Annotated in this window: 16 protein-coding genes and 7 pseudogenes; 11 read left to right on the top strand and 12 right to left on the bottom strand. The window is 67.3% G+C overall.

Translation table 11 applies throughout. The annotated features are described in order from the left end of the window. Positions 1 to 96: 96 nt before the first annotated feature. The 3 genes and pseudogenes from OG842_RS40170 to OG842_RS40160 all read right to left on the bottom strand — a co-directional run. A pseudogene (locus tag OG842_RS40170) lies at positions 97 to 615 on the bottom strand (IS6 family transposase); the annotation flags it as partial. Then, positions 602 to 1,798, bottom strand: coding sequence for an IS110 family transposase (locus OG842_RS40165; protein ID WP_266726579.1), 1,197 nt, complete (start codon positions 1,796 to 1,798; stop codon positions 602 to 604). The gene OG842_RS40165 and the pseudogene OG842_RS40170, both read right to left, overlap by 14 nt. Before the next feature lie 226 nt (positions 1,799 to 2,024). Then, positions 2,025 to 2,255 (bottom strand): annotated as a pseudogene (locus tag OG842_RS40160) (IS6 family transposase); the annotation flags it as partial. Between the two features lie 162 nt (positions 2,256 to 2,417). On the opposite strand from OG842_RS40160, the gene OG842_RS40155 reads away from it, so the two are divergent. The 3 genes and pseudogenes from OG842_RS40155 to OG842_RS40145 form a co-directional block, all read left to right on the top strand. After that, a complete protein-coding gene (locus tag OG842_RS40155; RefSeq protein WP_328512632.1) occupies positions 2,418 to 3,266 on the top strand; it encodes a DUF1963 domain-containing protein in 849 nt (282 codons plus the stop codon). Between the two features lie 74 nt (positions 3,267 to 3,340). Next, positions 3,341 to 3,445, top strand: a pseudogene (locus tag OG842_RS40150) (cupin domain-containing protein); the annotation flags it as partial. A gap of 469 nt (positions 3,446 to 3,914) precedes the next feature. Continuing rightward, a pseudogene (locus OG842_RS40145) lies at positions 3,915 to 4,433 on the top strand (IS30 family transposase); the annotation flags it as partial. On the opposite strand, the gene OG842_RS40140 reads toward OG842_RS40145, so the two are convergent. Both OG842_RS40140 and OG842_RS40135 read right to left on the bottom strand, forming a co-directional pair. Continuing rightward, complete coding sequence (locus tag OG842_RS40140) at positions 4,381 to 5,043, bottom strand: IS3 family transposase (protein WP_328512631.1); 663 nt, start codon at positions 5,041 to 5,043, stop codon at positions 4,381 to 4,383. The pseudogene OG842_RS40145 and the gene OG842_RS40140 sit on opposite strands and share 53 nt — an antisense overlap. After that, the gene (locus OG842_RS40135) at positions 5,040 to 5,348 is read right to left on the bottom strand and encodes a transposase (RefSeq protein WP_266726505.1); all 309 of its coding nucleotides are present in this window, start codon (positions 5,346 to 5,348) and stop codon (positions 5,040 to 5,042) included. The genes OG842_RS40140 and OG842_RS40135 overlap by 4 nt, the downstream gene beginning before the upstream one ends. Positions 5,349 to 5,628: 280 nt before the next feature. Between OG842_RS40135 and OG842_RS40130 the strand changes: the two genes are divergently transcribed. Beyond that, a complete protein-coding gene (locus tag OG842_RS40130) occupies positions 5,629 to 6,123 on the top strand; it encodes a hypothetical protein (protein ID WP_266920265.1) in 495 nt (164 codons plus the stop codon). 274 nt (positions 6,124 to 6,397) lie between these two features. Next, complete coding sequence (locus OG842_RS40125; RefSeq protein ID WP_328512630.1) at positions 6,398 to 7,117, top strand: IS6 family transposase; 720 nt, start codon at positions 6,398 to 6,400, stop codon at positions 7,115 to 7,117. A gap of 175 nt (positions 7,118 to 7,292) precedes the next feature. Here OG842_RS40125 and OG842_RS40120 read toward each other — a convergent pair whose 3' ends face one another. From OG842_RS40120 to OG842_RS40110, 3 genes are all read right to left on the bottom strand, one after another. After that, positions 7,293 to 7,508 (bottom strand): hypothetical protein, encoded by a 216-nt coding sequence (locus tag OG842_RS40120; RefSeq protein ID WP_266733919.1) that lies wholly within the window; start codon positions 7,506 to 7,508, stop codon positions 7,293 to 7,295. Positions 7,509 to 7,660: 152 nt separating this feature from the next. Then, entirely contained in the window at positions 7,661 to 7,897 is a 237-nt protein-coding gene (locus OG842_RS40115) for a hypothetical protein (protein WP_266733921.1), read from the bottom strand. 19 nt (positions 7,898 to 7,916) lie between these two features. Next, positions 7,917 to 8,873 carry a phosphotransferase family protein gene (locus OG842_RS40110; protein ID WP_266733923.1) on the bottom strand — a complete coding sequence of 319 codons (957 nt, stop codon included), beginning with the start codon at positions 8,871 to 8,873 and terminating at the stop codon, positions 7,917 to 7,919. Between the two features lie 712 nt (positions 8,874 to 9,585). On the opposite strand from OG842_RS40110, the gene OG842_RS40105 reads away from it, so the two are divergent. Together OG842_RS40105 and OG842_RS45435 are read left to right on the top strand one after the other, a co-directional pair. Then, positions 9,586 to 9,855, top strand: coding sequence for a hypothetical protein (locus tag OG842_RS40105; RefSeq protein WP_266733924.1), 270 nt, complete (start codon positions 9,586 to 9,588; stop codon positions 9,853 to 9,855). A gap of 98 nt (positions 9,856 to 9,953) precedes the next feature. Beyond that, the gene (locus OG842_RS45435) at positions 9,954 to 10,268 is read left to right on the top strand and encodes a GmrSD restriction endonuclease domain-containing protein (RefSeq protein ID WP_266733926.1); all 315 of its coding nucleotides are present in this window, start codon (positions 9,954 to 9,956) and stop codon (positions 10,266 to 10,268) included. Between the two features lie 114 nt (positions 10,269 to 10,382). Here OG842_RS45435 and OG842_RS40095 read toward each other — a convergent pair whose 3' ends face one another. The 3 genes from OG842_RS40095 to OG842_RS40090 form a co-directional block, all read right to left on the bottom strand. Then, positions 10,383 to 11,009 carry a recombinase family protein gene (locus OG842_RS40095; protein ID WP_266733927.1) on the bottom strand — a complete coding sequence of 209 codons (627 nt, stop codon included), beginning with the start codon at positions 11,007 to 11,009 and terminating at the stop codon, positions 10,383 to 10,385. 105 nt (positions 11,010 to 11,114) lie between these two features. After that, positions 11,115 to 11,225: a zinc finger domain-containing protein gene (locus OG842_RS45430; protein WP_443064045.1), complete on the bottom strand. Its 111-nt coding sequence runs from the start codon at positions 11,223 to 11,225 to the stop codon at positions 11,115 to 11,117. Between the two features lie 584 nt (positions 11,226 to 11,809). Next, positions 11,810 to 13,078: an MFS transporter gene (locus OG842_RS40090; RefSeq protein ID WP_266733929.1), complete on the bottom strand. Its 1,269-nt coding sequence runs from the start codon at positions 13,076 to 13,078 to the stop codon at positions 11,810 to 11,812. A 330-nt stretch (positions 13,079 to 13,408) separates the two neighbouring features. On the opposite strand from OG842_RS40090, the gene OG842_RS40085 reads away from it, so the two are divergent. Continuing rightward, positions 13,409 to 13,969 (top strand): hypothetical protein, encoded by a 561-nt coding sequence (locus tag OG842_RS40085; protein WP_266733931.1) that lies wholly within the window; start codon positions 13,409 to 13,411, stop codon positions 13,967 to 13,969. 35 nt (positions 13,970 to 14,004) lie between these two features. Here the strand turns inward: OG842_RS40085 and OG842_RS40080 are convergent. After that, positions 14,005 to 14,166: pseudogene (locus OG842_RS40080) on the bottom strand (transposase); the annotation flags it as partial. A 67-nt stretch (positions 14,167 to 14,233) separates the two neighbouring features. Between OG842_RS40080 and OG842_RS40075 the strand changes: the two are divergent. The 3 genes and pseudogenes from OG842_RS40075 to OG842_RS40065 all read left to right on the top strand — a co-directional run. Continuing rightward, positions 14,234 to 14,464, top strand: a pseudogene (locus tag OG842_RS40075) (IS6 family transposase); the annotation flags it as partial. A 226-nt stretch (positions 14,465 to 14,690) separates the two neighbouring features. Further along, positions 14,691 to 15,887 carry an IS110 family transposase gene (locus OG842_RS40070; protein WP_266726579.1) on the top strand — a complete coding sequence of 399 codons (1,197 nt, stop codon included), beginning with the start codon at positions 14,691 to 14,693 and terminating at the stop codon, positions 15,885 to 15,887. Then, positions 15,874 to 16,392 (top strand): annotated as a pseudogene (locus OG842_RS40065) (IS6 family transposase); the annotation flags it as partial. The gene OG842_RS40070 and the pseudogene OG842_RS40065, both read left to right, overlap by 14 nt. Positions 16,393 to 16,471 lie beyond the last annotated feature (79 nt).

Here is a 16,471-nt window from a genome sequence, read left to right as displayed (position 1 = left end):
TGGCGCGTATTACTTCAGCGGGCGCTGTCACGTTGTTGGGTGTGTGAGTGCCTGATGGTGTGTCGGGTGTGGTGGGGTCGGGTTCCGGCTCCGTGCTCAGGCCGTGGTGGGCCGGCTTGCAGCGCCGGTGATCTGGTCCCAGATGGCGAAGCGGGTGGTCATCTCGGTGCGGTATTCGGGGGCGGTCATCAGGTGGCGGCGTGGTCGGAAGTGGGGTGAGATGCCGCTGAACGCGGACAGGAACTGCTGGGCTCCGCCGACGCTACGGAAGCCTTTCATGGCGTGTTCGCGCTGGCGGGTGGGCTGGTGGCTGTTCTCCGCCCGGTTGTTGAGGCCCTTGTGGGCGCGGTGTTCTACGGAGGGCATGACCTCGCGGTGGGCCGCGCCGTAGGAGCGGAGCTTGTCGGTGACGATCACCCTCGGCACCGAGCAGGTTCTCTTGAGCAGTTTGCGGAAGAAGCGCCGGGCCGCGGCCTTGTCCCGGCGGGACCGGACCAGGATGTCGAGCACGTTGCCGTCGGCGTCAACGGCCCGCCACAGGTACTTCTGCTCTCCGTTGATCTTCACGAAGACCTCGTCCAGGTGCTTCCCAATGCCGATGTCAAGCCGCCGTCGTCACTGAGGGTATGACCTGGTAGCACCGTCGGTCACGGATCAGAGCCCACAGGACGTTGACGCGACGGCGTGCGAGCGCGAGGACGGCCTGGACGTGCCGTTTCCCCTCGGCGCGCTTGCGGTCGTAAAACTTCCGTGAGTTGGGGTCTCGTTGGACGCTGACCAGCGCGGAGATGTAGAAGACGCGCTGCAGGCGACGGTGGTATCTCGTCGGTCGGTGGTCGTTACCGCTGACCTGGCCGGAGTCGCGTGGGGCGGGGACCACGCCGGCGAAGGCCGCGAGCCGGTCGGCCGTGGGGAAGGCGTCCAGGCTGCCGCCGACGGCGACGAGGAACTCGGCACCGAGGATCGTGCCGATGCCGGGCATGGACTGGATCACGTCGGCCAGTTCGTGTTCGCGAAACCGGCCCTCGATGAGTTTGTCGGTCTCGGTGATCTTCTCGTTGAGGACCATCACCTCCTTGGCGAGGGTGTGCACCATCTTCGCGATGGCCTTCTCACCCACGACGGCGGTGTGCTGGCGCTCGGCGGCCTCAACCACCTTCTCGGCGAGGGCAGCAGCGTTGCAGACCTTGCGGTTGCGCAGCCAGGCGGTCAGCCGCCGACTGCCCGCGCGGCGGATCGCTGCCGGTGTCTGGTAACCGGTTAGCAGCACCAGCGGGCCGACGTTACCCAGGTCGAGGGCCCGTTCCAGGGCCGGAAACATGCTGTTCAGCAGGGCCTTGAGCCGGTTGGTGGTGCGGGTGCGGTCGGCGACCAGATCGACGCGGTGGTCGGTCAGCAGCCGCAGCTCGAGCGTGGCTTCGTCGCCGGGGCGGATCGGCTGGAGGTCGCGGCGCATCCGGGCCTGGTCGGCGATCACGCGGGCGTCACGGGCGTCCGTCTTGCCCTGGCCGCGGTAGCTGTCGGTGGCCCGGTTGACCGCGATACCGGGGATGTAGACGAGCTCCTGGCCATGGTTGACCAGAAGGGCGATCAGCAGGCCGGGCTCGCCGCCGGTCATGTCAAGCGCCCAGGTCGTCTTGCCGCCGTCGGCGAGGTCCAGGACGTCACCGATCAGCTTCAGCAGTTCCGGCTCGTCGTTGGCCACCCGACGCGACAGCAGCGTGTCGCCCTCGCTGTCCAGGACCAGGCAGTGGTGGTGGGTCTTGCCGCAGTCGGTTCCCGCCCATATCCGGCTCATCGTGCTCCATTCGGTCGTACATGCCTTGCGTACCACGGACGACCTCGCCGGCATTGCTCTACACAGCGACTTGTTCGCACTTCCCAATCGGCGGCCGAGTCGTCGTGGGGAGCCAGGCGGCCAAGCACCTGAAGCCACGAACGGCAGCCACTTGTCAGCCACACCCAGCTCCCCTGGGTGTCCTCACCCTACGAACGGGAGGACCAACCCGTTCAAGAAGGTAGAGCCACTTGTCACCAGGCCGGGGCCGCCTCCGGCGCAGGCCGTTGGCGTAGGCCTGCCCGAACTTCGCACACCAGCGGCGGACCGTCTCGTGGGAGACGACCACGCCGCGCTCGAGCATCAGCTCCTCGACCTCGCGGAACGACAGCGGGAAGCGGTGGTACAGCCACACACAGTGGGCAATGACCTCGACCGGGTACCGGTGCCCCTTGTACGACGGCGACGCGCTCCCCACGGACGACCCCCCTCCACCGTGATCAACTCGAAGATCCTCCCACGCCATTCGCCAACGTGACAGTGCCCGCTGACGTGCGGGCGCACCACGTCGGCCAGGTCTCGGGCCGGGCCTGGAACACGCGATCGACGCGGCTGCTGATCCGCCGCATACGATGCGTGCGTGCCCGCACTTCAGAAGGAACACGTGGTGCAGTTGTTGCGGCCGCTGATGCGGACGCGCACCGTGCTCGAGCCAGTCCAAGGCTCGCCCGAGACACGTGTGCGTGGACGTCGGCGACAGTACGCCGCTCCTCCGCCCGTTCCTGCGCAGCCCCATGTGGCCCGGGAGTTCGCCGCCACGCGGTTCGGCGGGTTCCCGACGGTGGAGGAGGGCGAGACCTGGCCCCTGTGCAACGGCTGTGCCGACGACCTCACGTTCGTCGCGCAGGTCGACCACTCCCGCGACGGCCTGCACGACAGGCTCCCCATCTCGTTCTTCACATTCTTCTACTGCTGGAAGTGCCGCCCGTGGGGACGAAAACGCGAACGGGGCGGATGGCTTGTGCGTTCCTACACCGCACTGCGGCGCCCCAAGGTTCTCGTGCACGGCACCGAGCCCGACTTCGAGGAACGCCACGCGGTACCACGCCTGGAGAAGTCCCTGCCCGACGCGGCGGGAATGCGCCTGCACTGCCCTGAACTCTGGGACCTTGTGCCGGGCGACAGCGGCTCCCACGAGGCGTGGGCGAACTGGCACGTCGTCGACCGCGCCGCGCTCGGTCTGACGCAAGAGCGCGCCCGAGCGCCGCACATGCGCAATGGGGCGGTGGCGATCGGCGGATACCCGTACTGGGCGAACGGCGGGGATGAAACGCCATTCTGCACGGAGTGCACACAGCCGATGGAGTTGCTGCTGCAGATCCCGCCAAGCGAACTCACCGACGCGATGTGGGGTGACGTCGGAACCTTGTATCTGTTCATGTGCCGAATACACACCCAGCACACCGGGCTGCGCATCCAGTGCACATGAAACAAGCGGAAACCGCCGACCGCTACGACCGGTAGAACAACAACGGTAAGTGACCGTCCCGAGGATGCGCCTCCATCCCCCTCAGCAAGGCTCTGGCCTCCTTCGATGCTCTGTGGAGCCCCCGCATCGTCACGCGCGTCAATAACTATGACGTCCGCATCGCCAAGGTCAAGGGCGAACTGCGGCCTCGGCGGGGTTGGCGGTGAGCCGCTTGTCCTGCTGCAGCGCATCTAACAAATAGTCGCTCGCTGACCTGCAGAGGGCCGCCGGGGCCACCCCCGCCGGTCGACGGCATGACCGTGCGCCTGCTTCAGGCGCAACAGGGTCGCTGCCCGATCTGCGGAGGGCTCCTGTTGCACGCCGATCACCCGCCCCAAAACCCGCAGGAGTGGGAAGCGTGGCGGGCCGTCCTCAGGAAGGCAATCTCCAAGCAGTATGTCGCCTTCCCAGGAGGGGCCTCACCGGGCGATCAACGAATCCGTCTCCTCCACACCCACTGTCAACGGCGGAATGGAGCCGCCGATCCGACAAGCCCCGCACCTTCTCCTGACCGCGAGCCCTTGGGGCTTGCTTGAGCCGTGTGCGGTGAACAGCTGCTTGCACGGTTCTGAGGGGGCGGGGACGCAGCAATGCGTCCCCGCTACCCGACTCATCATCGGGCTGAAGCGCTCGGCGATCGGGACTCTCGTCGAGCGCACCACCAGGTTCACCATGCTGGTCCACCTGCCGCGCGAGGAGGGCTACGGTGTGGTCCCGCGCACGAAGAACGGACCCGCTCTGGCCGGATACGGTGCCAGCACGATGAAGAACGCCCTGGCCAGGACGATGACCACACTGCCTGAGCAACTCCGGCGGTCTCTCACCTGGGACCGCGGCAAGGAGTTGTCCGCGCACGCCGCCTTCACGGTCGAGACCGGCATCCCTGTCTACTTCGCTGACCCCCACAGCCCCTGGCAACGCGGGACCAACGAGAACACCAACGGCCTACTGCGTCAGTACTTCCCCAAGGGCACCGACTTGTCCCGCTGGAACAGCGAAGAGCTCCAGGCCGTCGCGGCGGTCTTCAACAACCGGCCCCGGAAAACACTCGGGTGGCGAACCCCGGCTGAAGTGTTCACCAAGCAGCTACGATCGCTCCCACCAGCCAGCGTTGCGACGACCGATTGAATCCGTCCTGGGCCCCGTGATCGGTGTGCATCACGGCGCCGGCGAGGCTGCCGCGGGTCCGCTCGGCTGCTTTCAGGGCGTCGACGACGAGGTCGGCGCGCATATGGTCGGCGATCGCCCACCCGGCCAGGCGCCGTGAGCAGAGATCGATCACGGTCGCGAGATAGCGGAACGTCCCGCCTGCCAGCGGCAGGCATGTGATGTCGCCGACGTACTTTCGGTTCACCTCGTCCACGGTGAAGTTACGGCCGATCAGGTCCGGCACCTTCGCCGCGGCGGGGTCCGGGATGGTGGTGCGATGCTTCCTGCGCAGGCGGAGGCCGGCCAGCCCGATCGCCTGCATGATGCGGGCGACCCGCTCGTGGTTCACGCGCTCGCCGTCCTCGCGGAGTTCAGCGGTGATCCTGGGGGCGCCGTAGGTGCCGTCCGAGGCCCGGTGGATCACGCGTATCCGGGCGGCGAGCTGGGCGTCGGCAGCCTGGCGGGCTGCCCGCAGCGGTGCACTGCGGCGCCAGTGGTAGAAGCTCGAGCGGGCGATGCCCAGGATGCGGCACAACCGCTTCACGCCGTAACGGCGCTGGTGGTCCTCAACGAACTGGCAGCGGTTCACCAGCCCGTCTCCGAGGCGAAATAGCGGGCCGCCTTGCGCAGGATCTCCCGTTCCTTCTTCAGCTCGGCGTTCTCCCGCCTCAAGGCGGCGACCTCGGCCTCCAGAGCCGACGGCGCCACCGGAACCGTCGGCGGCATGGCCGCCCGACGGCCGCGCGGACGACCGGCTCCGGCCGCCCGGATCCAGTTGCGCAGCGTCTCCGGGTTCACCCCCAGGTCGGCGGCGATCTGCTTGATCGTCGCCTCGGGCCGCGAATCGTACAGCGCGACCGCGTCCGCCTTGAACTCCGGCGGATAGTGCTTCATGACCACGACACGTCCATCTCTCAGATCCTCAAGATCCACTATCTCGAGTGTCCAAGATCAGGGGTGAAGGCCCCCAACTCCACGTATCCCGCCCCATGAACAGCTCAACGAGTGATCACCACATAGGACACGGTCTTACTGTAGAAGTCATCTCATTTGGTGAGCTCGGTAGGCTGTCGTTCGTCGCGGGGATCGAAGCGGCTAGAACGCCTCGCATGCTGCCCTTGGACGTAGACTGCCCGCCAGGAGTGGGGGCTCCAGCCCTCAGAGGGAGGGCGTCGTGCGGGCGAGCGACAACGAGCGCCACTGGGTCAGCCTGTGGCACGTTCCGTTGAACGTTGCCGCCATGCACGTGAGTGGCGTTCTGCTGTACATCGGCTTCTGCTGGATTCCAGCTGCGTCCGCGGAAACCTATGCCCAAACGTTCGAGATGATGATCTCGGTGCTGATGCTCCACCTCGCTATCCAGATTCCCGCTGGCCTTCTTGCCTCCCGTTGGGCAGTCCGCGGCCAGGTAGCCAAAGCTGGCCTGGTCGCACTGGGAGTAGCCACGGCAGCCACATGGATGCTCTACCTGTGCACTGGGCAAGAGCCAGCGGCGCAAGCCTTTTGGGGGCAGACCTTGGGATGTCTCTGTGTCTCCCTGAGCAGCTACGTGTGGCTGTGTACCCTGCGCCGCTCCACTGTCGAGCGACTCGTCGAGCGATTCAAATACTCTGCCCAGACACTCGCCATGTGGGCCCTGTTGCGTCCACCGCGGCGCGGCCCTCACTGACCGGAAGATCGCCAAGGCTCGTACCACATCCGTGCCAGAACGGACGGGGCCGCAGTGGCAATCGGGGTGCCCAGGGGACGATCCCACGAACTTCGCCCGGGCGGAGAACTCCCAAGTGACACCCATGACCGCCCATGGGAAGTCATCTCATTGGGCGAGCCTGCGGTAGCAGATGAGGGTGCAGGCGATGCTGGTGAAGGCGAGGAAGGGCACTGTCACGTTGACTGACCGGGTGGGATGATCTTCTGGTTGGTCATGCTGGGAGGGGTCGTCCGTGGACAGCGCATCGCCGTCGTACAAGGGGCACCGGTACCCGGTCGAGGTCATTGCCCACTGTGTGTGGCTGTACCACCGCTTCCCGCTGTCGTTCCGCGAGGTCGAGGAGCTGATGCTCGAGCGCGGCGTGGTCGTCTCCCACGAGACGGTCCGCCGCTGGTGTGCGAAGTTCGGGCAGTCCTACGCCAACGGCCTGCGCCGGAGGCGGCCCCGGCCCGGCGACAAGTGGCACCTGGACGAGGTCTTCGTGAAGATCAACGGAGAGCAGAAGTACCTGTGGCGGGCCGTTGACGCCGACGGCAACGTGCTCGACATCCTGGTCCGGTCCCGCCGGGACAAGGCCGCGGCCCGGCGCTTCTTCCGCAAACTGCTCAAGAGAACCTGCTCGGTGCCGAGGGTGATCGTCACCGACAAGCTCCGCTCCTACGGCGCGGCCCACCGCGAGGTCATGCCCTCCGTAGAACACCGCGCCCACAAGGGCCTCAACAACCGGGCGGAGAACAGCCACCAGCCCACCCGCCAGCGCGAACACGCCATGAAAGGCTTCCGTAGCGTCGGCGGAGCCCAGCAGTTCCTGTCCGCGTTCAGCGGCATCTCACCCCACTTCCGACCACGCCGCCACCTGATGACCGCCCCCGAATACCGCACCGAGATGACCACCCGCTTCGCCATCTGGGACCAGATCACCGGCGCTGCAAGCCGGCCCACCACGGCCTGAGCACGGAGCCGGAACCCGACCCCACCACACCCGACACACCATCAGGCACTCACACACCCAACAACGTGACAGCGCCGTCCCCAGTCTTCCTGGGCCTGCCCAGCCTCTCCCAGCTCACCGCACGCAGCAGCGAAGCCCCGGTCCGTGTCACACCACCGGCCGACCGTCGAGGTTGTTAGCGGAAGTCGTAGTCCTCATCCATGCCGCTGGACAGCCAAATCTCCTCGGCTCCAGCGAACGAGTGGCCCTCAGGCTCCTCCTCATGATCAAGGAAGTCCGGACCCTCGAAGTGATCCTCACCGTTCGTGCACCGGCAGGGAAAGACCTCCTGTGAGGGTTCACCGTTGACGAGGCTGTTGACGACACGGTCATGCAAAGGTCCCGTAGGCATGGCCCGATGCTACCGAGTCGGACCAACACTCCCTCCAGCCCGGTCCTCCCCTACAGTAGTGACCTCCGAGTCGTTAGTTCAGAGAAGGCGGCGCGCACATCGTCTGGCGCCGTATCGGCGGGCACGACATCTTCACCAGCCCCTGAACGGGGTCAGGTACTCAGGCGGCAGGACCGCCAGCGGTGGCCGGTGCGGCTGATCAGCCCCCGGGCTTCGAGGCGGCCGAGCTGGTAGGCGACCGAGCTGGTGCTGGACAGACCGACCCGGGCGCCGATCTGCCGGACGGTAGGGCTCTCGCCGGTCTCCGTGATCCAGTCCCGGATCACGGACAGGATCGCCTCCTGCCGACAGGACAGGGCATCGGGCCGGGTCATGCCGCTCTCAGGCATCTGCTGCTGGGTCCCAGTGTCAGCCCGGCGCGTCCATCAAGGCGGTGACATAGGCATCCAGCCGCTCCTCCACGGCTCGCGTCGTCAGCTCCGCCCTACCGGCCTCCCGCCATGGCTGCGACACCGACCGCACTTCTTCCGAGACGGCCAGCGCGTCCCGCACCCGCCAGTACAGCCGCTCGCTCGCGGTCGCGGCCAATACCCCGCCGGCCTCCTCGTACGCCTCGGCGAACCGCATACCCCACGCCGGGCCGTGCAGCAGCGCGAGATTGACGGAGCAGTGCGCCACATCGAGATCCGCCGGACCCCAGGAGGGTGCCCAGTCGACGACGCCGGTGATGCGGGCATCTTCCGGGTTTGAAGGCGGTACGTCGAACAGCACGTTGCCGGGCTGGAAGTCCCGGTGCAGGAAGCGCCCTTCACAGGGCGGCGCGGGCTTGCGGATCACGTCGATCGCCGCGGTCCATACGGCCGCGTCGGCGCCCTTCGGGACGACTACGGTGTCGGCGGTCGTCAACGTCACATATTTTCGGGGCCGCTCGGCGGGTCGTAACGCGTGGATCGCCACGAGTTGGCGGGCCAGCAGGCGAACACGCGTCTCCACTCCCTGATCGTCGAGGACCGTCCGGCCCGCCAGATGTGTCATCAGGAGCGACGGAAACTCGCACTGCGTGGCGGTCGGATCAACCGCGACCAGTGAAGGAGCCGGCACGCCGGTCCCCGTGAGCAGGGTCAGGGCGCCGGCCTCCCCATTCAGCCCGCCCTCGGCGTGCTCCACGTAGAACGGGTCGACGTAGGTCCGCAGCACCAGGTCACGGGTGCCTCCGTCCCGCGTCCCGATGGTCAGCCGCCGCATCTCGGCGGTGATGCCGCCGTGCAGCGCCGTGGCCTTGACGATCCGCTCGCCGGCCTCCAGATGCCGGCTCACCCAAGCCAGTGTCAACGGCCGGACAGCCGCCGCCTCATCGTTGTTCATCACCGTGTCACCTCATCATCCGGACGGCGGCACGCGCGAAGGTTTTTACGGGTGGCCACGGGCCTGCGGCTGAGGCCAGCAAGCCGATTCCTCTGACCGGGCTGCGGTGAATCACGGCGCGCCATCTCCCAACGGCTCCAGAGGAGCAGCGGCCTGAGGCAGGTTCGCGGAGGTAGCGCCGCGGGCCGGTCTGCTCCGCCAGCCCGAGCAGTCCGGCGATGGCTTCGTGCAGCGGGACAACCCACTCGCGCATCAGTTCCCGGCGCTCGTGGGTGAGCACCAGGTACGCCGTGCTGACCGCGGTGAGTACGGAGGCCGCGCCAATCCCGCCAGGCTCCAGCGCGGCGAGCGCCGCCTCTCGGTTCTCCAGAGGTCCTGTCGCCGGACCGCGCCGGAAACGGCCGAGCAGGGCGACGTCCAGACCCGTGCCCCCAGCCAGAAGTACAGATCCCGCCCACCGAGGGGCCGCTGCCTGAACCACTTCACCGGGGCGCAGCCGGCAAGACTCACCCGCGCCGTCCGCGCCGTCCGCGCCAGCTCGGCGGCGACCTGCACGGCGGAGTGCCCGCGCCGACCGCGAATCTCCACCAGAAGCGGGCGCTTTCGGGGCGGTGGGCGAGGCAGAGCATGCACGAGACCGGCCGGGGCGCACGTTCGGATGAACCGCAAGGTCAGACCGTCACCCGGACTGTCCCTGACCCGTAGATCCGGCATGAAGCTCCTGCGCACAGTGCTCGCTGCTGTTACTTCGCTCGCCGCCACGCCCGCTCTCCTGCTCCTGCCCTCCGGCACGGCCGAGGCCGTGCCGGGCGACGTGGTGACCGCCCCGCTGTCGGAACTGATCGCTTCCCTTCCCGTCGAGGACGAGGGGCCCCGCGCCGGGTACTCCCGCGAGCAGTTCAAGCACTGGATCGACGCCGACCGGGACGGCTGCAACACCCGCAACGAGGTGCTGCTCCGGAACGCGGTCGCACGCCGCTGATCACCGGCCGCTGCACCATCACCGTCGGCACGGGCGAATGGCGGTCCTGGTACGACGAGACCACCCAGACCACCAAGGACGACGTCGACATCGATCACATGGTCCCCCTCGGCGAAGCCTGGGACCCCGGCGCCGCGGCCTGGACCCCCGCCGAACGCCAGGCCTATGCCAACGACCTCGACGACGAACGCTCCCTCCTCGCGGTCCACGACAGTGCCAATCAGTCCAAGGCCGACCGTGACCCGGCCCAATGGATGCCCCCGGCCAAATCCGCGACCTGCCGCTACCTGAAGGACTGGGTCATCGTCAAAACCCGCTGGACCCTGACCACGGACCCGGCCGAACACGCTGCGATCGAGCAGATCGCGGCCGGCTGCGACGACACTGAAATCACCGTCACCCTCGCCCGCTGAATCCTCCTGGCCGAGATCAGCCACCGCACGGCAGCCGGGACGAACCCACGGGACGCTGCCCCCTCGCCTGACCGGGAAGCTCAAGGTCCGCGGACTACTTGGTCGGCCAGGAGGTCAGCCCTCGCTGCCAGAGCGCCGCATGACGGTGGCGGGCGAGGGGTGTTGGCCCTTCTTGGCGCCGATGGTGATGACGAGGCGCTTGGCGATGTCGCGCAGGCTCATCTCCTGGTCGCGCAGGTGGAGGGCCATGGACAGCATGTCGTCGTCGGTGACTCCGGCGCCGCCGATGGTCTTGCCGCGCTTGCGGGCGGACTCGTGTCCTTCGAGGGTGCGGTCGCGGATGTACTCGCGCTCCATCCCGGACATGGCGGCGAGCACGGTGAACACGATCCCGGAAGGGTCGTGCGAACCCTTCAGCTCCCCGGTCAGGAACTCCAGGCCGACGTCGCTCGCTTTCAGTTCCTTGGCGAGCATGGCGAGTTCGATGCCGCGGCCGAGCCGCTTGTGCTCGTGGACGACGAGGGTGACGGCGACGCCGGAGGACCGGATCTCCCCGGTGAGTTTCACGGCGGCCTCCAGCTCGGGGCGCCGGGTGGCGCGGGTGGAGATCTTCTCCGAGAAGACCCGCGTCACCCCGGCCTCGGCGAGGGAGTCGAGTTGCGCATCGAGGGACTGCCGGGCAGTCGAGGCCCGCGCGTAGCCGAGGCGAACGTGCCCGACCGGTTCGGTGCCGGCACTCACGGGCCGGGGCAGCTCGGTCCACACAGATCCCGGCATGCGTACGGCCGGGGTCGGCACGCTGAGTGCCTTGGCTAGTTGGGGCACGAGGCGGAAGCGAGCGGTGTGCTACTGGATGGCCACCTTACCCTTGCCGGTCCGGCACCGGGAGCCCGCTGGCGCGGCGCAGGTGGACATCGGGCAGTCGCGCAATTCCAGGCGCTTGAAGTCGTCACTCACGCCCAGGAGCGTTTCATGAGGGTGTTTCAGCAGTCCAGTTGTTTGCAACGACTCATGAAACGTGATCGCCGCAGGTGGTCCGCCGGACGGGTGGCTGTTTCACGAGCGATCACCTATGAAACGTCGACCTAACCGAGAACATCGGGGTTGAGCTGAAGAGGTTCGCACTGGCGGTCATGGCGTGCTCCTTGGTGTTGGTGGGATCAAGACCCCGGTGGCTCGTGTCCTGCGACGCCCCTTCGGGACGACACGGTCCGGATGCGTTGCTCGGGTCGCCGGTCTGCGCGGCTGCCCATGGCGGTTTTGCTGCGGGTCACGGCGCGGTCTTGCGCGGGTCTGCGGTGATGAACAGGGCTACCAGGACCGCGGTGCCGAGCATGATGCCCAGTGCCCAGGTCGCGGCGGTGGTGTAGCCGTGCACGGTGGCGTCCCGAAGGACGTCTTCGCCGTGGTGGTCGGCCAGGTAGGTGCTGGTGGCGCTGGCCGCGATGGTGTTGAGCAGTGCGGTGCCGATCGAGGCGCCCGTCTGCTGGGCGGTGTTGACGGTCGCGGAGGCGATGCCGGCGCACCGACAGGCCCCGGCATCAGCCCTGCGGCAGTCGGGGATGTTGAACCGCCTCCGGAGCTTTCAGGGTGACTGCTTCCTTCCACGCGACCTGTGGGTGTACCTGCCGAGCGTGCTGGTGGCGTTGTGCCCAGCGGACGGCAAGTGGTGCTACCAGGCCCGTCACGGTGAACAGAGCCCCTACGACGTACCATCCGGGTCGGCCCCAGGTGATGCAGAGCGAGATGAGCAGGGCCGGGCCGAGGGCCTCGGCCAGTCCGGCGCCGAGGCCGAACACACCGAGGTACTGGCCCGTGGCGTGCTGTGGGGCGAGGGCGAAGGACACTTCGAAGCCTGCGGCGGAGTGCCACAGCTCGCCGATCGTGTGGATCACCATCGCAGTCATGAGCAGTGTGGCGGCGGCCCACGCCGGGATCCCCGCGGACAGGGAGACCAACGAGCAGGAAACGAGGAAGGCCACGCCTGCCCGGCGGTAAGCGGCTCCGCCGGCTGCTGGGGAATCGATGCCGCGGCTGGCTCGTATCTGGAACGCAATGACGATGACGGTGTTGATGAGCATGGTGCCCGAGATGAGCCAGCGCGGGGCGGTGGTGGCTGTGACCAGCCAGAGCGGGACGGCCACCGTGAGCACTTTGAACTGGACGGCCATGATGCCGTCGAGGGCGGTGAGTAAGAGGTAGGGGCGGTCCCGCAGGGCGATCCAGCGGGGGCCGCCGGTGGCAGGGACAGGTTTGATCGGCGGCAGGTAGATCAGGATCGCTGCGGAAGCCGCGAAGGCGACCGCGTTGCCGATGACCAGGAGTCGGTAGGCGGGGACGGTGCCCACCTGGACGGCCCAGCCCGCCAGCAGAGCGCCGAGGGAGATGCCCACGTTGGTCACGGCGCGGAGATAGGCGCGAAATGCCTGCGGTCGGTCCCCTCCGTAGTGCCTGATGAGCGGACTGCGTGCGGCCAATCCGGCCGCTTTGGCGCCCATTGCCGTGCCTACCGCGAGGGCGAACAGCCAGAAGCTGTCTGCCAGTAAGAAGCCGGCAGTTGCCAGCGCCTGGACGACGAGGGTGAGCGCATAGATACCGCGTGCTCCGTGCCGGTCCGCGAGATGACCGACAGCGATACCCACGGCCAGTGAGAGAACACCGGCGATACCAAGTCCGAGGCCCACCTGGGTTGCCGGAAGGCGGACGGCCTCGGTGAAGTACAGGACTCCAGCGGTCAGATAGAGGCCGCTGCCGACGGTGTAGACGAAGTTCGAGGCGGCGATGACGCGCTGTGGTCCAGATTCCGGCATCAGGGGCATGGAGCGGCTCCTCATCCAGGGGCGATAGTAAGGGCTGATATAGCTTTCCGCTTATTACTTGTAATTGCAACAGAGTTGCAACAAGCGGCCGTGCAGTGTGCGCCTCGCCGCACGGCGACGTTGAGGGGCAGGACGAAGATTCCTTGAACGAGGCCGTTGATGCGGGTGGCGTGTTTTCATCTGCCGCAGTAGATGCCGGATTTAGACGGCGTCTCATTTGGGGCAGTCAAGAAGTAGAAATGGCAAGCTGGGGGCACAGTGCCTCCTCTGGATCTTCCGGGCCGATTATGTCGGCGGAGCCAGGTGGATGATCATCGGGCCATGAACACGGACTACTGGACAGTGCTCGCGGACTCCGAGCGGGAGCAGTGGGGGTACGCGCCCGCCGAGACTGTCGGGCCGCTGGCCTTCGGGATCGATCGGCACGGCGCCATCACAGCTATGGCAGGGCACGGCTTCGTCGCCGAGGAGAGAGAAATAGAGCGCTGGAACTCGTTGCGCACCCAGTGGCGGGTCGACTTTCGCCGGGCTGCTTCGGACGAGCAGTGGCCGGCCGTGAAGTGCTACTTCGTCGAAGGGGTGGGGCTGACCTGCGTGCTCGTCGATGGGTTGCGTGGCCCTCAGGTCATCTGTGAGGGAATCCGGTTGATCGGCCGTGTGCCGTCGGAGTTGTCCACTGAGATGGAGGGCCATGCGCTGGAGCGAGACGTGGGCATTCAGTTCAGCCTGACGGGCGACCTGTGCTGGCCCGGCTTCGATTTTGAGCGGGGTGCGCAGCGTGCAGGTGACGTTGTCGTGAGCTGGGCTCTCTTCTTCAACACTGGAGGGATCGCTGGCACCTCCTGGGACATTGCTCCGGGAGAGGTCTGGCACCACTCATAGGCCGCCACCACTCCGGGCCACAGAGGTGGCTGGGCTCAGTTGGGGAGTCGGCGGAAGCAGATGAGGGCTGCGGCGATTCCGACGAAAGCGAGGAAGTGTTCGGCCTTGCGCTCATAGCGTCGATGGAGTCGTCGGCAGCCGTTCAGCCAGGACATCGTGCGTTCCACCACCCAGCGATGCCGACCCAGGCGGCCGGAGGGCACTGTCACGTTGACTGACCGGGTGGGATGATCTTCTGGTTGGTCATGCTGGGAGGGGTCGTCCGTGGACAGCGCATCGCCGTCGTACAAGGGGCACCGGTACCCGGTCGAGGTCATTGCCCACTGTGTGTGGCTGTACCACCGCTTCCCGCTGTCGTTCCGCGAGGTCGAGGAGCTGATGCTCGAGCGCGGCGTGGTCGTCTCCCACGAGACGGTCCGCCGCTGGTGTGCGAAGTTCGGGCAGGCCTACGCCAACGGCCTGCGCCGGAGGCGGCCCCGGCCCGGCGACAAGTGGCTCTACCTTCTTGAACGGGTTGGTCCTCCCGTTCGTAGGGTGAGGACACCCAGGGGAGCTGGGTGTGGCTGACAAGTGGCTGCCGTTCGTGGCTTCAGGTGCTTGGCCGCCTGGCTCCCCACGACGACTCGGCCGCCGATTGGGAAGTGCGAACAAGTCGCTGTGTAGAGCAATGCCGGCGAGGTCGTCCGTGGTACGCAAGGCATGTACGACCGAATGGAGCACGATGAGCCGGATATGGGCGGGAACCGACTGCGGCAAGACCCACCACCACTGCCTGGTCCTGGACAGCGAGGGCGACACGCTGCTGTCGCGTCGGGTGGCCAACGACGAGCCGGAACTGCTGAAGCTGATCGGTGACGTCCTGGACCTCGCCGACGGCGGCAAGACGACCTGGGCGCTTGACATGACCGGCGGCGAGCCCGGCCTGCTGATCGCCCTTCTGGTCAACCATGGCCAGGAGCTCGTCTACATCCCCGGTATCGCGGTCAACCGGGCCACCGACAGCTACCGCGGCCAGGGCAAGACGGACGCCCGTGACGCCCGCGTGATCGCCGACCAGGCCCGGATGCGCCGCGACCTCCAGCCGATCCGCCCCGGCGACGAAGCCACGCTCGAGCTGCGGCTGCTGACCGACCACCGCGTCGATCTGGTCGCCGACCGCACCCGCACCACCAACCGGCTCAAGGCCCTGCTGAACAGCATGTTTCCGGCCCTGGAACGGGCCCTCGACCTGGGTAACGTCGGCCCGCTGGTGCTGCTAACCGGTTACCAGACACCGGCAGCGATCCGCCGCGCGGGCAGTCGGCGGCTGACCGCCTGGCTGCGCAACCGCAAGGTCTGCAACGCTGCTGCCCTCGCCGAGAAGGTGGTTGAGGCCGCCGAGCGCCAGCACACCGCCGTCGTGGGTGAGAAGGCCATCGCGAAGATGGTGCACACCCTCGCCAAGGAGGTGATGGTCCTCAACGAGAAGATCACCGAGACCGACAAACTCATCGAGGGCCGGTTTCGCGAACACGAACTGGCCGACGTGATCCAGTCCATGCCCGGCATCGGCACGATCCTCGGTGCCGAGTTCCTCGTCGCCGTCGGCGGCAGCCTGGACGCCTTCCCCACGGCCGACCGGCTCGCGGCCTTCGCCGGCGTGGTCCCCGCCCCACGCGACTCCGGCCAGGTCAGCGGTAACGACCACCGACCGACGAGATACCACCGTCGCCTGCAGCGCGTCTTCTACATCTCCGCGCTGGTCAGCGTCCAACGAGACCCCAACTCACGGAAGTTTTACGACCGCAAGCGCGCCGAGGGGAAACGGCACGTCCAGGCCGTCCTCGCGCTCGCACGCCGTCGCGTCAACGTCCTGTGGGCTCTGATCCGTGACCGACGGTGCTACCAGGTCATACCCTCAGTGACGACGGCGGCTTGACATCGGCATTGGGAAGCACCTGGACGAGGTCTTCGTGAAGATCAACGGAGAGCAGAAGTACCTCTGGCGGGCCGTTGACGCCGACGGCAACGTGCTCGACATCCTGGTCCGGTCCCGCCGGGACAAGGCCGCGGCCCGGCGCTTCTTCCGCAAACTGCTCAAGAGAACCTGCTCGGTGCCGAGGGTGATCGTCACCGACAAGCTCCGCTCCTACGGCGCGGCCCACCGCGAGGTCATGCCCTCCGTAGAACACCGCGCCCACAAGGGCCTCAACAACCGGGCGGAGAACAGCCACCAGCCCACCCGCCAGCGCGAACACGCCATGAAAGGCTTCCGTAGCGTCGGCGGAGCCCAGCAGTTCCTGTCCGCGTTCAGCGGCATCTCACCCCACTTCCGACCACGCCGCCACCTGATGACCGCCCCCGAATACCGCACCGAGATGACCACCCGCTTCGCCATCTGGGACCAGATCACCGGCGCTGCAAGCCGGCCCACCACGGCCTGAGCACGGAGCCGGAACCCGACCCCACCACACCCGACACACCATCAGGCACTCACACACCCAACAACGTGACAGCGCCTTC

It is taken from the genome of Streptomyces sp. NBC_00376 (assembly GCF_036077095.1).
Classification (GTDB): Bacteria; Actinomycetota; Actinomycetes; order Streptomycetales; family Streptomycetaceae; genus Streptomyces.
The sequence above is the reverse complement of the archived record's forward strand: the minus strand, read 5'-3'. Positions and strand labels throughout refer to the sequence as shown.